The sequence below is a fragment of the Streptomyces sp. NPDC040545 genome (genome assembly GCF_055595065.1).
This window is the reverse complement of record NZ_JBVIWA010000007.1, coordinates 61,661-76,384: the sequence shown is the minus strand read 5'-3', so window position 1 is coordinate 76,384 and position 14,724 is coordinate 61,661. Positions and strand designations below refer to the sequence as shown.

The 14,724-nt window shown below is 70.9% G+C and carries 15 protein-coding genes; 8 read left to right on the top strand and 7 right to left on the bottom strand.

From position 1 onward, the window contains the following. Positions 1-41 precede the first annotated feature (41 nt). A complete protein-coding gene (locus ACZ573_RS16305) occupies positions 42-800 on the top strand; it encodes a MerR family transcriptional regulator (protein ID WP_471304255.1) in 759 nt (252 codons plus the stop codon). 120 nt (positions 801-920) lie between these two features. Further along, entirely contained in the window at positions 921-1,619 is a 699-nt protein-coding gene (locus ACZ573_RS16300; protein WP_471304252.1) for a DedA family protein, read from the top strand. A 119-nt stretch (positions 1,620-1,738) separates the two neighbouring features. Here ACZ573_RS16300 and ACZ573_RS16295 read toward each other — a convergent pair whose 3' ends face one another. Continuing rightward, positions 1,739-3,379 (bottom strand): threonine/serine exporter family protein, encoded by a 1,641-nt coding sequence (locus tag ACZ573_RS16295; protein ID WP_471304250.1) that lies wholly within the window; start codon positions 3,377-3,379, stop codon positions 1,739-1,741. A gap of 208 nt (positions 3,380-3,587) precedes the next feature. Continuing rightward, entirely contained in the window at positions 3,588-4,082 is a 495-nt protein-coding gene (locus tag ACZ573_RS16290) for an inorganic diphosphatase (RefSeq protein ID WP_030756147.1), read from the bottom strand. Positions 4,083-4,245: 163 nt separating this feature from the next. Here ACZ573_RS16290 and dacB point away from each other — a divergent pair, with 163 nt between their 5' ends. The 6 genes from dacB to folE all read left to right on the top strand — a co-directional run bounded on the left by dacB (position 4,246) and on the right by folE (position 11,707). Next, on the top strand, positions 4,246-5,694 hold the full coding sequence (dacB, locus tag ACZ573_RS16285; protein ID WP_471304248.1) for a D-alanyl-D-alanine carboxypeptidase/D-alanyl-D-alanine endopeptidase: 1,449 nt from the start codon (positions 4,246-4,248) through the stop codon (positions 5,692-5,694). A gap of 38 nt (positions 5,695-5,732) precedes the next feature. After that, the gene (locus ACZ573_RS16280; protein WP_471304246.1) at positions 5,733-6,875 is read left to right on the top strand and encodes a zinc-dependent metalloprotease; all 1,143 of its coding nucleotides are present in this window, start codon (positions 5,733-5,735) and stop codon (positions 6,873-6,875) included. Between the two features lie 221 nt (positions 6,876-7,096). Then, positions 7,097-8,134 (top strand): tRNA lysidine(34) synthetase TilS, encoded by a 1,038-nt coding sequence (gene tilS, locus ACZ573_RS16275; RefSeq protein ID WP_314242530.1) that lies wholly within the window; start codon positions 7,097-7,099, stop codon positions 8,132-8,134. A gap of 66 nt (positions 8,135-8,200) precedes the next feature. Beyond that, positions 8,201-8,761 carry a hypoxanthine phosphoribosyltransferase gene (gene hpt, locus ACZ573_RS16270; RefSeq protein ID WP_030010907.1) on the top strand — a complete coding sequence of 187 codons (561 nt, stop codon included), beginning with the start codon at positions 8,201-8,203 and terminating at the stop codon, positions 8,759-8,761. A 204-nt stretch (positions 8,762-8,965) separates the two neighbouring features. Further along, on the top strand, positions 8,966-10,993 hold the full coding sequence (gene ftsH, locus ACZ573_RS16265) for an ATP-dependent zinc metalloprotease FtsH (RefSeq protein ID WP_301368325.1): 2,028 nt from the start codon (positions 8,966-8,968) through the stop codon (positions 10,991-10,993). A gap of 105 nt (positions 10,994-11,098) precedes the next feature. Next, on the top strand, positions 11,099-11,707 hold the full coding sequence (folE, locus tag ACZ573_RS16260; protein ID WP_030726949.1) for a GTP cyclohydrolase I FolE: 609 nt from the start codon (positions 11,099-11,101) through the stop codon (positions 11,705-11,707). Positions 11,708-11,753: 46 nt separating this feature from the next. Here folE and ACZ573_RS16255 read toward each other — a convergent pair whose 3' ends face one another. From ACZ573_RS16255 to folP, 5 genes are all read right to left on the bottom strand, one after another. Further along, positions 11,754-12,239 carry a DUF3180 domain-containing protein gene (locus ACZ573_RS16255; RefSeq protein WP_471304240.1) on the bottom strand — a complete coding sequence of 162 codons (486 nt, stop codon included), beginning with the start codon at positions 12,237-12,239 and terminating at the stop codon, positions 11,754-11,756. A gap of 49 nt (positions 12,240-12,288) precedes the next feature. Next, positions 12,289-12,897 (bottom strand): 2-amino-4-hydroxy-6-hydroxymethyldihydropteridine diphosphokinase, encoded by a 609-nt coding sequence (gene folK / locus ACZ573_RS16250; protein WP_471304238.1) that lies wholly within the window; start codon positions 12,895-12,897, stop codon positions 12,289-12,291. Next, entirely contained in the window at positions 12,894-13,253 is a 360-nt protein-coding gene (gene folB, locus ACZ573_RS16245) for a dihydroneopterin aldolase (protein ID WP_030010912.1), read from the bottom strand. Before folB ends, folK begins: the two co-directional genes overlap by 4 nt. A gap of 129 nt (positions 13,254-13,382) precedes the next feature. Further along, positions 13,383-13,826 carry a nuclear transport factor 2 family protein gene (locus ACZ573_RS16240; protein WP_471304235.1) on the bottom strand — a complete coding sequence of 148 codons (444 nt, stop codon included), beginning with the start codon at positions 13,824-13,826 and terminating at the stop codon, positions 13,383-13,385. 25 nt (positions 13,827-13,851) lie between these two features. Continuing rightward, the gene (folP, locus tag ACZ573_RS16235) at positions 13,852-14,724 is read right to left on the bottom strand and encodes a dihydropteroate synthase (protein WP_471304233.1); all 873 of its coding nucleotides are present in this window, start codon (positions 14,722-14,724) and stop codon (positions 13,852-13,854) included.

Below are 14,724 nucleotides of genomic sequence, written 5' to 3'. Positions count from 1 at the left end.
GACCCACAGTGAAGGGCGTACCCAACCAGAGGGCGGAAAAGATGAGCTACTCCGTGGGCCAGGTCGCCGGATTCGCCGGAGTGACGGTGCGCACCCTGCACCACTACGACGAGATCGGGCTGCTCTCCCCGAGCGGCCGCAGCCATGCGGGACACCGGCGGTACGACGACGCCGACCTGGACCGGCTGCAGCGGATCCTGTTCTACCGGGAGCTCGGCTTCCCCCTCGACGAGGTCGCGGTCCTGCTGGACGACCCGGAGACGGATCCGCGGGAGCATCTGCGCCGGCAGCATGCCCTGCTGACCGACCGGATCGCCCGGCTCCAGCAGATGGCCAAGGCCGTTGAGCACGCCATGGAGGCGAAGAAGATGGGCATCAACCTCACGCCTGAGGAGAGGTTCGAGGTCTTCGGGGACCAGGACCCGGAGCAGTACGCGCAGGAGGTCGAGGAGCGCTGGGGCGATACCGAGGCGTACGCCGAGTCGCAGCGCCGGGCGGCCTCGTACACGAAGGACGACTGGCAGCGGATCCAGGACGAGTCCGCCGACTGGGGCCGTCGGTACGTGGCGGTCATGGAGGCGGGCGAGCCCGCGGACGGTGAGCGCGCGATGGACCTGGCCGAGGAGCACCGCCTGCACATCCACAAGTGGTTCTACGACTGCCCGTACGAGATGCACACGTGGCTCGGGGAGATGTACGTGGCGGACGAGCGGTTCGCGGCGTTCTACGGCGCGATGAAGCCGGGTCTCGCCGAGCACCTGCGCGACGCGATCCTCGCGAACGGAGTCCGCAAGGTGTAAGCGGAATGTCACGCATGCGACCCCCTCCGGTCCCTGGAACCGGGCGGGGGTCGTGTGCGTTGATAATTGAAATCGATCCTTCCGCCTTACGCCCCCCGATTCCAGGAGAGCCCGGAACCCGTGTATACGCTTGCGCTCGCCCCAGAGTGGCTGTCCCCGGACTACCTGATCTCGCACTTCGGTCTGGTCGGCATCCTGGTCATCGTCTTCGCCGAATCGGGACTCTTCGCCTTCCTTCCCGGCGACTCCCTGCTCTTCACGGCGGGTCTGCTGGTCGCGGACGGGCAGTACATCAAGCAGCCGCTGTGGCTCGTCTGCACCCTGATCGTGGCCGCCGCGATCATCGGTGACCAGGTCGGATACATGATCGGCAAGTTCTTCGGGCCGAAGATCTTCAACCGGCCGAAGTCCAAGCTCTTCAAGCGGGAGAATCTGGACAAGGCGCACGAGTTCATGGACAAGCACGGCCCGAAGGCCATCGTGCTCGCCCGCTTCGTGCCGATCATCCGCACCTTCGCCCCGATGGTCGCGGGCGCCGGCACGATGAAGTACCGCACCTTCCTGACCTACAACATCATCGGTGGCATCGGCTGGGGCGCGGGCATCACGATCGCCGGTTTCTTCCTCGGCCAGATCGAGTTCATCAAGACGAACGTCGAGTCGATCCTGGTGGGCATCGTCCTGATCTCGGTCATCCCGGTGATCTTCGAGGTGCTGAAGGCCCGCAAGGAGGGCAAGGCGAAGGCCGGCGACGAGGCCGTGGCCGACGGCTCGGCCCCGCAGGCCTCGGGCGCGCGTGGCCGCCACGCCAAGCGCTGAGGCCCGCCCGCAGCACCCCGTACGCCCGTACCGCCCCGGAGGCCCACCTGAGGCCCCGGGGCGTACGTGTGCCCGTACGAGGCCGCGTACGGGCACACGTACGCGGCCTGGCGGCGCTTTCAGAAGCCGCGGGTCCGCTTCGCCGCGCGGCGCTTGGCGGCGCTCGTGGCCCCCGGGATGCGCATGAACAGCCGCGAGGCCTCCGACCCGAGGTTGACCCCGATCGCGATGGCCAGCGCGATGGCCGCGGCGTTCACCAGTGAGCCCAGGCCCTCGTTCAGCCGGTTCTCGGCGATCAGCAGCAGCCCGTAGTACACCGCCGAGCCGGGCAGCAGCGGGCCGATCGCGGCCGTCACGTACGGCAGGGCGGAGGCGAAGCGGTAGCGGGAGAAGAGCTGCCCGAAGAGGCCCACCAGCCCGGCCGCGATGGCCGTGGACGGGACGGGCGGGATGTTCCCCGCGTAGTGCAGGGCCCCGAAGGTGACCCAGGCGACCGCGCCGTTCAGCGTCACGATCCACACGGTGGAGCGTTCCTGCTGGAGCAGGATCGCAAAGGTGAACACCAGCACCATCGAGGCGGCGATCTGGATCAGGGGCCGCTGCTGGATCTGGAGGACCTCCTCCGGCCGCGGCGAGGCGTCGAACTGCAGCCCCACGTAGAGCACCACCAGCACGCCCATGATGATGCCGATGAAGAGGTACATGACCTCCAGCAGCCGGGCCGACGCGGTGATGTAGTAGCCGGTCAGGCCGTCCTGCACGGCCGCGACCACGGCCCGTCCCGGCAGCAGCGCGAACAGCCCGCCGGTGATCACGGCGGAGGCCTTGACGTCGATCCCCGTCATGTTGAGCGCGACCCCTAGGGCGGCCGGCGGCATCGCGGCGACCACGAACTGGTAGAACTCGGGCAGCCCGCGCCCGGCGCACAGCCAGGCCAGGCGGTCGCCGAGGACCGCGCCGATCGCGGCGGCGAAGAAGACGAGGACCCCGCCGCCGACGAGCGTGGAGGCGGCCCCGGCGAGCAGTCCGGCGGAGGCGGTCAGCATCCAGCCGGGGTAGGGGTGCCGGTTGCGGCGGATCTCGGCGAGGCGCCGGTAGGCCTCCTCCAGCGTGACGTCGATCTCGGGGGCGCTGATGTCGTCCACGAGCCGGAACACGGCCGCGAGCCGGTTGTAGTCGGTGCCGCGGCGGCGCACGGTCCGGCTGGCCGAGACCGGGTCGCCCACCAGCGACGGGTGGTGGGTGATCGACAGCATGGTGAAGGTGACGGTCGGCTCGCAGCGGTCCAGCCCGTAGGAGCGGGCCACCGCGAACATCGCGGCCTCCACGTCCTCGGCGCCCTCACCGCCCGCGAGCAGCAGCTCGCCGATGCGCAGGGTCAGGTCGAGCACGCGGCCCACGGGGGGGCCGGTCTCGCTGTGGCGCTGCACGAGCTCCGGGACGGGACGCACGTCGACCGGCATGCGCAGCATCGTGCGCATGCGGTCCTGCCAGGGCGATTCCTTCATCTGCGCGACGGGGAAGCCCTGGCCGGGGGTGTAGGCGGGCGGGGACTGCGCGGCCCGGTAGGTGGCCGGGGCGGCGAAGGCCGACCCCTCGGGCTCGGGCTCCACCGGATCGGCGCCCGCCGGACGGGCGAATTCCGAGGTGGGCTGGTCCTCCTCGGGAACGCCCGGCTCCATGCCGGGCGGCGGGGTGAAGGCGCTGTGCGCCTCGTCGGACTGGGGCTTCCTGTCCTCGGCCCCGTCGGCCTCCGCCACGCGTCCTCCAGTCCGTGATCACCCGGGGTATCAGTATGCGGAATCGTTTCCTCCCGCCGCACACCCAGCTTCTACCCGGTACGCGCCCGGCCGCGCCCGCGGCGGCGGCCCGCGAACGCGACGGCGGGCGGTATCCCCGAGGGATACCGCCCGCCATGTCACAAGGGGCGCGGGGGAGTGCCCCGGCCCGTTACCGCCGAGCGCGAGCTCAGTGGTGGCCGCCCTGCGCCTCCAGGCGCTTGAACGAGGCCTCGATCTCGGCCTCGGCCTCGGTGCGGCCGACCCAGTTCGCGCCCTCGACGGACTTGCCCGGCTCCAGGTCCTTGTAGACCTCGAAGAAGTGCTGGATCTCCAGGCGGTCGAACTCGGACACGTGGTGGATGTCGCGCAGGTGCTCGACACGCGGGTCGGAGGCCGGCACGCACAGCAGCTTGGCGTCGCCGCCCGCCTCGTCCGTCATGTTGAACATGCCGATGGCGCGGCACTTGATCAGGCAGCCCGGGAAGGTCGGCTCGTCAAGGATGACCAGCGCGTCCAGCGGGTCGCCGTCCTCGCCCAGGGTGTTCTCGACGAAGCCGTAGTCGGCCGGGTAGCTGGTCGAGGTGAAGAGGCGACGGTCCAGACGGATCCGGCCGGTCTCGTGGTCCACCTCGTACTTGTTCCGCGAACCCTTGGGGATCTCGATGGTGACGTCGAACTCCACGTCCTGCTCCTCCATGATCAGCTGCATTGCTTCGGGACTGCGTCGATTCGTCTGCGTGCGCGTCCGGCCCAGCCCTGCCGGGTGGGGTGCCATGCTCGCGGCAAGACGCAGTGGTTAAGTGTCCCTCACGCATATGTGTGATCGCGAAAGGGGCTGGTCCGAGGTGCCATTGGTCAAGACCTGGCAGCTCATCGCAGGGTCGGCCGTCGCCGGCCTCGCCCTGTCGGGGGCAGCGGTGACCGCGGCCGGTCCTTGGGACTCCGGCCAGCGTAAGGCCGAGCGGGACACCGCCGCCTCCTGGGACCGCACGGGTGGTGCAGATCACGGTGGAGGGCCCGGTTCCGACGCCCTGCCCGAGGCCGCGCCCAGCGCCCCCGGGGTGCTCGGCGGCATCGGCCCGGGCGCCCCGCGCGCGCAGAGCGCCCCCGCCGCGCCCGCCTCCGCCGGGGGCCTGGCCGCCGCGCTGAAGCCGCTGCTCGCCGATCCCGCGCTCGGCAGCCTGCGGACCGCGTCCGTCGTCGACACCGCCACCGGGCAGGTCCTCTACGAGTCCGGGGCGCGGGACGCGATGACCCCGGCCTCCACCGTCAAGATCGCCACCGCCGCGGCCGTGCTGGCCGCCCTCGGGCCCGAGCACCGGATCAGGACCACCGTCGTGCCCGGCACCGCCCCCGGACAGATCGTCCTGGCCGGCGGCGGCGACCCCTCGCTCACCGCGAAGAAGAAGAGCCCCGCCGGATCGGGCGGCAGCCTCGTCGCCCTCGCCGCCGACACCGCGCAGGCCCTCAAGGCCGCCGGCACCGACACCGTGACCCTGGGATACGACGACGGCCTCTACACCGGCCCCGCCCGCCACCCGATCGGCGCCAACCCCAACATCGCTCCGGTGACCGCCCTGACGGCCGACGAGGGCCGCCCCGACGATTCCACCTCCGGGCCCGTGGACCGGTCCGACGACCCCTCCGAGGACGCCGCCCGGGCCTTCCGCACCCTGCTGGCCGAACGCGGCATCAAGGTCACCGGCGAACCCGCGAAGGCCAAGGCCGCCGCCGGCGTCCAGCCGCTGGCCGTCACCCTCTCCACCCGGGTCGCCGGCCTCGTCGAGCGGATGCTGACCAACAGCGACAACGACATCGCCGAGGCCCTCGCCCGGCAGACCGCCCTCGCCTCCGGCCGCCCCGCGAGCTTCGAGGGCGCCGAGAAGGCCGTCACCGACCGGCTCGCCGCCCTCGGCATCGACACCGCCGGCTCCCGCTTCGCCGACGGCAGCGGACTCAACCGCGCCGACAAGGTCAGCGCCGGCCTGCTCACCGGGCTCCTCACCAGGGCCGCCGACCCCCAGCACCCCGAGCTGCGGCCCGTCCTCACCGGACTGCCCGTCGCCGGATTCACCGGAACCCTGAAGGCCCGCAACTCCGGCAGCTCCCCGGCCGCCGGCCTGCTCCGCGCCAAGACCGGCACCCTGTCCGGGGTGAACTCCCTCTCCGGGACGGTCGTCGACTCCTCCGGCCGGCTCCTCGCCTTCGCCTTCCTGACCGCGAACGCCCCCGGCTCCGAGGGCGCCGAGAAGGCCCTCGACAAGCTGGCCGCCGCCGTCGCGACCGCTTCGTAGGGGGTCCGCCGGAGGGCCGGTCCACGTACGGTTGACGCATGACGAGCATCGGTGGTGCGGAGATGGTCGACTGGAACCTCGCGGTGGCGACCGCGACCCGGCTGGTACGACCCGGCCCGGAGGTCACCCGGGACGAGGCGCGGGCCGTCGTCGCCGAGCTGCGGCGGCACGCCAGGACCTCGGAACGGCACGTGCGCGAGTTCACCCGGATGATCCCCGAGGGGTCGGCCGTCCCCGACACGCCCGTCCTGGTCGTCGACCGGGCCAGCTGGGTCAAGGCCAACGTCGCGGGCTTCCGCGAGCTGCTCCAGCCGCTCCTCGGCAAGATGCAGGACCGCCGCGCGGGCACCCCCGGCGGAGCCGTCCTCGGCGCGGTCGGCGGCAAGGTCACCGGCGTCGAGCTGGGCATGCTGCTGAGCTTCCTGGCCTCCCGGGTCCTGGGCCAGTACGAGACCTTCGCACCCGTCTCCCGGGACCTGCCCGCCTCCGCCGCCGGCGGCCGCCTGCTGCTCGTCGCGCCCAACATCGTGCACGTCGAGCGCGAGCTGGAGGTGCACCCGCACGACTTCCGGCTCTGGGTCTGCCTCCACGAGGAGACGCACCGTACACAGTTCACCGCCGTCCCGTGGCTGCGCGACCACCTCGAAGGCGAAATCCAGACGTTTCTCGGCGCCACCGACGTGGACCCGTCCACCGTCCTGGAACGCATCCGTGAGGCCGCCCAGTCCTTCGCGGGCGCCCGTCCCGACGCCGAGCACGGCGACGAGGGCCGCTCCCTCGTGGAACTCGTGCAGACCCCCGAGCAGCGCGAGATCCTCAGCCGGCTCACCGCCGTCATGTCCCTGCTGGAGGGCCACGCCGACTTCGTGATGGACGGGGTCGGCCCCCAGGTGGTGCCCTCGGTCGCCGAGATCCGCGAGAAGTTCCAGCAGCGCAGGGCCAGCGGGGCCGGCCGCCTCGACGCCGCACTGCGCAAGCTGCTGGGCCTGGACGCCAAGCTGCGCCAGTACCGCGACGGCGAGCGGTTCGTGCGCGCCGTCGTCGGCCAGGTCGGCATGGACGGCTTCAACCGGGTGTGGACCTCCCCGAACACACTGCCGACCAAGGCCGAGATCGCCAGGCCCGCCGACTGGGTGGCCCGGGTGCACCGCAAGGGGAGCGAACCGAGCGAAGCGGAGTGACACAGGGGGCGTAAACATGTCTCACTGGGGGAAGCAGCGTCACCCGTCCGAGGGACCGTGGGCCGCGGAAGGGCGTGCGATGCTCGGGGAACGGCTCGGTTCTGTCACCATCGACGCACTCTGAGTGACATCCTCCCGTTCCGCGGGGGCCGGGCAGCAGCACCTCAGCACACCACCCCAACGCCTCCGAGGCATCCGAACTCCATCGAAGGGCACCGGACATGGGTCCCCATCCTGCGGTCGCGGCGATACGCCTGGCGGTCCGCCGCGTACTCCACGACGTCCTCACCGACCACACGGGCAGTCCCGCCGGCCCCCGCCGCGCCGGGGGCCCCCTGCCGCTCGTCCTCGTCGCCTGCTCCGGCGGCGCGGACTCCATGGCGCTCGCCTCCGCCCTCGCATTCGAGGCCCCCAAGCTCGGCATCCGGGCCGGCGGCATCACCGTCGACCACGGACTGCAGCCCGGTTCCGACCTGCGCGCCGCCGAGGTCGTCACCCGCATGACCGCACTCCGCCTCGACCCGGTGGAGTCCGTCGCCGTGCGCGTCGGCCGCGACGGCGGACCCGAGGCCGCCGCCCGCGACGCCCGCTACGGGGCCCTGGACGAAGCCGCGGACCGCCTCGGCGCCGCCGCCGTGCTGCTCGGCCACACCCGGGACGATCAAGCCGAAACCGTCCTGCTGGGCCTGGCCCGCGGCTCCGGCATCCGCTCGCTCTCCGGCATGCCGGAGGTCTCCGGCGGCAGCGCGGGCCGCACGAACCGCTACCGCCGCCCCTTCCTCCAGGTCGACCGGCAGACCGCCCGCAAGGCCTGCATGGTCCAGTCCCTCCCCGTCTGGGACGACCCGCACAACATCGACCCCGCCTACACCCGCTCCCGCCTGCGCCACGAGGGACTGCCCGCCCTGGAGAAGGCGCTCGGCAAGGGGGTCGTCGAGGCACTCGCCCGCACCGCGCAGCTCTCCCGGGACGACGCCGACGCCCTGGACGCCTGGGCCGCCGAGGCGGAGACCGGCGTACGCGACGCGGACGGCCGCCTGGAGTGCGCCAAGCTCTACGCCCTGCCCCCGGCCGTCCGCCGCCGTGTGCTGCGCAGGGCCGTCGTCGCGGCGGGGTCCCCCGCGGGCTCGCTCTTCGCCCGTCACATCGAAGAAGTCGACCGTCTCATCACCGGATGGCGCGGTCAGGGCGCCATCAACCTGCCCGGCCGGGTCGAGGCCCAGCGGCAGGGTGGCAGACTTGTCATCCGGCAGGGCTGATTGGTGCTGAAACACGGCTGAGTCCTCCGGGGTCGCCCCCCGGAGCCCCGGCCGACAACGAAAGTGATGCGGGTGGACGAGAAGGACATGGGCAACGACCTCCAGTCGGTGCTCATCACCAAGGAAGAGATCGACGCGAAGCTGGCCGAGCTGGCCGCGAAGATCGACGCGGAGTACGCGGGCAAGGACCTGCTCATCGTCGGTGTGCTCAAGGGCGCCGTGATGGTGATGGCGGACCTGGCGCGTGCCTTGTCCACCCCGCTCACCATGGACTGGATGGCGGTGTCCTCGTACGGCGCCGGGACCCAGTCCTCCGGCGTGGTGCGGATCCTCAAGGACCTGGACACCGACATCAAGGACAAGCACGTCCTGATCGTCGAGGACATCATCGACTCGGGCCTGACGCTGTCCTGGCTGCTGTCGAACCTGGGCTCCCGCCAGCCGGCCTCCCTGGAGGTCGTCACGCTGCTGCGCAAGCCCGAGGCCGCGAAGGTCGCGATCGACGTGAAGTGGGTCGGCTTCGACATCCCCAACGAGTTCGTCGTGGGCTACGGCCTGGACTACGCGGAGAAGTACCGCAACCTGCCGTTCGTCGGCACGCTCGCCCCGCACGTCTACGGCGGCTGATCCCGCTCCCGCCCCCGGGAACCCCGGCAGGCCCGCGGGGAACCTGGGGGCGATTCCCGCCGTTGGAGCAGGGGAAGGCGGGTCTGTCAGCCGTCCCACAGGGCCGCGGGTGACAATTCAGGGGTACATTCCGAAGAACAGTCTTTACTCACAGCAGCATTTACCTACGGGCAGGAGGGACGGGACGCCTGGCGTCCCGTATGGATGGACGTGAAGCGATACTTCCGTGGGCCGGTCATGTGGATCGTGCTGGCCGTCCTCGCCGTGGTCGTGTTGATGAATGTCGTCGGCTCCGGCGGCGGCTACAAGTCGGTGGACACCAGCGAGGTCATCAAGGCGATCAACACTGGCCAGGTGGAGACAGCCAAGCTGACCACCGGCGACAGCCAGATGATCAAGATCGAGCTCAAGCAAGGCGAGAAGCTCGGCAAGCACGACGGCACCAAGTTCCAGGCCAACTACATCGGGGATCAGGGCGTCCAGCTCGCCCAGAGCCTCCAGACCAAGTACGACGCCGGTCAGATCCCGGACGGGTACTCCGTCACGCCGGACAAGACCAGCCCGTTCCTGAGCGTGCTGCTCTCGCTCCTGCCCTTCGTGCTCATCGTCCTGGTCTTCCTGTTCCTGATGAACCAGATGCAGGGTGGCGGCTCCCGGGTCATGAACTTCGGGAAGTCCAAGGCCAAGCTCATCACCAAGGACACCCCGAAGACCACGTTCGCCGATGTCGCGGGCTCGGACGAGGCCGTCGAGGAACTCCACGAGATCAAGGAGTTCCTGCAGGAGCCGGCGAAGTTCCAGGCCGTCGGCGCCAAGATCCCCAAGGGCGTGCTGCTGTACGGCCCGCCCGGCACCGGAAAGACCCTGCTGGCGCGTGCCGTCGCGGGCGAGGCCGGTGTCCCCTTCTACTCGATCTCCGGATCCGACTTCGTCGAGATGTTCGTCGGTGTCGGTGCCTCGCGTGTCCGTGACCTGTTCGAGCAGGCCAAGGCCAACGCCCCGGCGATCGTCTTCGTCGACGAGATCGACGCCGTCGGCCGGCACCGCGGTGCGGGTCTCGGCGGCGGTCACGACGAGCGCGAGCAGACCCTCAACCAGCTGCTGGTCGAGATGGACGGCTTCGACGTGAAGGGCGGCGTCATCCTGATCGCCGCCACGAACCGCCCGGACATCCTCGACCCGGCGCTGCTGCGCCCGGGCCGCTTCGACCGGCAGATCGCGGTCGACCGTCCGGACATGCAGGGCCGTCTGGAGATCCTCAAGGTCCACCAGAAGGGCAAGCCGGTCGCCCCGGACGTCGACCTGGGCGCCGTCGCCCGTCGCACGCCCGGCTTCACCGGTGCCGATCTCTCCAACGTCCTGAACGAGGCCGCGCTGCTCACGGCCCGCTCGGACAAGAAGCTGATCGACAACCACTCGCTGGACGAGGCGATCGACCGTGTCGTGGCGGGCCCGCAGAAGCGGACCCGGATCATGTCGGACCGGGAAAAGAAGATCACCGCGTACCACGAGGGCGGACACGCCCTCGTCGCGGCGGCCTCCCCGAACTCCGACCCGGTCCACAAGATCACGATCCTGTCCCGCGGCCGGGCCCTGGGTTACACCATGGTCCTGCCCGACGAGGACAAGTACTCGACCACGCGCAACGAGATGCTCGACCAGCTGGCGTACATGCTGGGCGGGCGCGCGGCGGAGGAGCTGGTCTTCCACGACCCGACCACCGGCGCGGCGAACGACATCGAGAAGGCCACCGCCACCGCGCGGGCCATGGTCACGCAGTACGGCATGACCGAGCGTCTCGGTGCGATCAAGTTCGGCGGCGACAACACCGAGCCGTTCCTGGGCCGCGAGATGTCGCACCCGCGGGACTACTCGGAAGAGGTCGCGGCGCTGGTCGACGAAGAGGTCAAGAAGCTCATCGAGACCGCGCACAACGAGGCCTGGGAGATCCTGGTCGAGAACCGCGACGTCCTCGACAACCTGGTCCTCGCGCTGCTGGAGAAGGAGACGCTGAACAAGGAGCAGATCGCCGAGATCTTCTCGACGATCGTGAAGCGTCCGGCCCGCCCCGCGTGGACCGGCTCCTCCCGCCGCACCCCGTCCACCCGTCCGCCGGTGCTCTCTCCCAAGGAGCTCCAGCTGACGAACTCGGCGAACGGCACGTCCGCCGCCGTCGCGCCGGTCTCCACGGAGAAGGGCATCGAGGTGGCTCCGGAGGACCGCCCCGAGTAACGGACGGCTCGCCCCACCCGGAATGGAAGCCGCGCCCCCCAGGTTCTAGCCTGGGGGGCGCGGCACATTTGTACGACCGCGTGTGCGGACAGGAACGAGGATGAGATGACCGACCCAGTGACCTTGACCGGTGACGAGGGCAGGATCGGCGAGTTCGACGAGAAGCGCGCGGAGGCGGCTATCCGCGAACTCCTGATCGCGGTCGGCGAGGATCCGGACCGTGAAGGGCTCCTGGAGACCCCGGCGCGCGTGGCGCGGTCGTACCGGGAGATATTCGCCGGGCTGTACCAGAAGCCCGAAGAGGTCCTGACGACGACGTTCGACCTCGGACACGACGAGATGGTCCTGGTGAAGGACATCGAAGTCATGAGTTCATGTGAACATCATCTGGTCCCCTTCCACGGCGTCGCGCACGTCGGCTACATCCCGTCCACCGACGGCAAGATCACCGGCCTGTCGAAGCTGGCCCGCCTCGTGGACGTGTTCGCCCGCCGTCCGCAGGTGCAGGAGCGCCTGACCACGCAGATCGCGGACTCCCTGATGGAGATCCTGGACCCGCGCGGGGTCATCGTGGTCATCGAGTGCGAGCACATGTGCATGACCATGCGCGGCGTCCGCAAGCCCGGCGCGAAGACCATCACCTCGGCGGTCCGCGGCCAGCTCCGCGACCCCGCCACCCGCAACGAGGCCATGTCCCTGATCATGGCCCGCTGAGCCGGTACGCCGGTCGGCCCCGGCCGGGGCCGACCGACAGGCCTGGCTAGGCCCGGGCCGGGGCCTTGGTCGGGTCCTCGTCCTCCGGGAGCTTGAGGACGTGTTCCAGGAAGAGGGCTGCGGCGATGACCGCCACGCCCGCCAGGACCGAGGCGCCGGCGTACCAGGCCTGGTCGCGGCGGGCGGGGACGTCCAGGGCGTCGGTCAGCAGGAAGACGCCCACACCGCCGTACATGCCCGCCACCAGCGCCGCCACCAGGGCACTGGCCTGGCCGAAGACCACGGCGCGGGCCGCCATCAGCGGCTCCACGCCCTTGGCGCCCGGGCGGCGCTCCCGCTGGGCCTTGAGGCGGGCGCGCATGGACAGGGCCGTGGCCAGCAGCACCGCCGCGATGATGCCCAGGACGATCGGCGCGGCCAGCGGAACGCCCGGCAGCGTGCCGTACGCGTTCCACAGCCGGGCACCGGCCCAGGACAGGACCCCGGCGACCACGAAGATGCCCGCCAGGACCCCCGGCCTCAGTTGTTTCACTTGCCCGTTCCCCACTTTCAGCGAGTAGCCGTGAACAGGCTACTAACGACTACTCGGGGAGGTGGAGTTCCAGGTCGGGGCGCGGCGCGACGCCGACCAGGCCGATTTCGGCCAGCAGCGCGGTGACCGGGCCGCGGCCCGGGATCTGGGCCTCCGGGTCGATGTCGTGCCAGGGGGCCAGCACGAAGGCACGCTGGTGGGCGCGCGGGTGCGGGAGGGTGAGGACCGGGTCGTCGGAGACCCGGTCGGCGTACGCGACGATGTCGACGTCGATCGTGCGCGGGCCCCAGCGCTCCTCGCGGACGCGGTCGAACGCCTCCTCGACGGCGTGCGCGCGCTCCAGGAGCGAGGACGGCGGCAGGGTGGTCTTCACGGCGACGACCGCGTTGAGGTACGAGGGCTGCGAGCCGGGCTCGACCCCCCACGGCTCGGTCTCGTAGACAGGGGAGACGGCCTTGACCCGCATGCCGGGGGTGTCGCCGAGGGCGTCGATGGCGCCCTGCAGGGTCTCCAGCCGGTTGCCGAGGTTCGAGCCGAGCGCGATCACGGCCCATTTGGGGTTGGACAGGGTCACGTCCGCCGCGTCGACCGTCTCGACGACGGAGGCGGGTACCGGCTGGACGGTGGGGTCGCTCTGTGCGTTCAGTCCGTTGTTCATGCGCGGCTCCGGGTGATCGTGATGGTCACGTCGTCGAAGGGGACGGTGATGGGCGCGTCCGGCTTGTGGACGACGACTTCCACCTGTGCCACCGCTTCGTGCTTGAGGCACTGCTGGGCGATTCGCTCGGCCAGGGTTTCGATCAGGTCCACGGGCTCACCCTGGACCACGTCGACGACCTCCTCGGCGACGACCCCGTAGTGCACGGTCTTCGCCAGGTCGTCTCCGGCCGCCGCGGGGCGGGTGTCGAGGTGCAGCACGAGGTCGACGATGAAGGTCTGGCCTTCCTCGCGTTCCCGGGGGAAGACGCCGTGGTGCCCGCGAGCCTTGAGGCCGCGCAGCGCGACACGATCCACGCGAATCACTCCTGCTTTCGTAGGTGCTTCCGGTCCCGGGGCTCCCCGGGGCCATGGCTGCGCCGAGTGCGGTCGGCGTCGTCCGTCTTCGAATTTACCTGCGAAATACTCCGGATCCCGCCGGAGGGGTCAGGAGGCGTCCTCCTCCTCGTCCTCGCCGGACTCCGTGAGGACGGGAGAACCGTGGTGGGACCACAGTCGCCAGCCCTCGGATGTGCGTCGGAACACATTCGTCGCGACGACCAGCTGACCGACGAGCGGGCCGAGTTCCCCGCCGTCCTCGGCGGGGCCGCCGCTGAGGATGTTCTCCGTGCACGTCACCAGGGCGGTATCACCTATTACGGCCACTTTGGTGTCGGTGAGGAAGAACTGGATGTAGTCGGTGTGCGACATGATGAGCGCGTACGAGCGCAGGACCTCGCCGCGGCCCGAGAGCACCGGCCAGCCGGGGTGGACGCAGGAGACCTCGTCCTCCAGCCAGAGCGCCGACAGTGAGTCGAAGTCCCCCCGCTCCATTGCCTCGTAGAAGGCCGTGTTGACCTCTTCGACCGCCTCGATGTCGGTTCTGCTCACGGTGCTCCTTGTCGGTGGGTGCGGATCAGAGTGCGCCTTCCACGGCACGGGCCACCCGAACCGCGTCCGCGGTCGCCCGTACCTCGTGCACCCGTACGGCCCAGGCGCCCTGGTGGGCGGCGATCGCGGAGACGGCGGCCGTGGCGGCGTCCCGTTCGCGGGCGGGCGGCGGGGTGGTGTCGGCCCCGCCGGCCAGGACCCGGCCGAGGAAACGCTTCCGCGACGCGGCGACCAGCAGCGGGAAGCCCAGGGCGCGCAGCTCGGGCAGGTGGGCCACGAGGGCCAGGTCGTGCTCGGCGTTCTTGGCGAAGCCGAGCCCGGGGTCGACGAGGAGCCGCTCGGGGGCGATCCCGCCGGCCACGACCGCGTCGATCCGGGTCCGCAGCTCGGCGGTGACCTCGGCGACCACGTCGTCGTAGACGGCGAGGCTGTTCATGCCGGCGCTGAAGCCGCGCCAGTGCATCACGACGAAGGGCACCTCGGCGGCGGCGACGGCCGGGATCATCCCGGGGTCGGCCAAGCCGCCGCTGACGTCGTTGACCAGGGTCGCGCCGGCCTCGACGGCCCGGGCGGCGACGACCGCGCGCATGGTGTCCACGGAGACGGTGACGCCTTCGGAGGCCAGGCCGCGGACCACGGGGACGACCCGGCGCAGCTCCTCCTCCTCGTCGACGCGGGTGGCGCCGGGGCGGGTGGACTCGCCGCCGACGTCGACGAGGTCGGCGCCGTGCTCGACGAGGTCGAGGCCGCGCTTGACCGCGGCGGTGGTGTCGAACCAGCGGCCGCCGTCGGAGAAGGAGTCGGGGGTGACGTTGACGACGCCCATGACCGCGCAGCGGTCCCAGTCCGGCAGACCTGCGACCCGGCCCCTGCCGGTGGCTCCGCGCTTCGTGTTCAT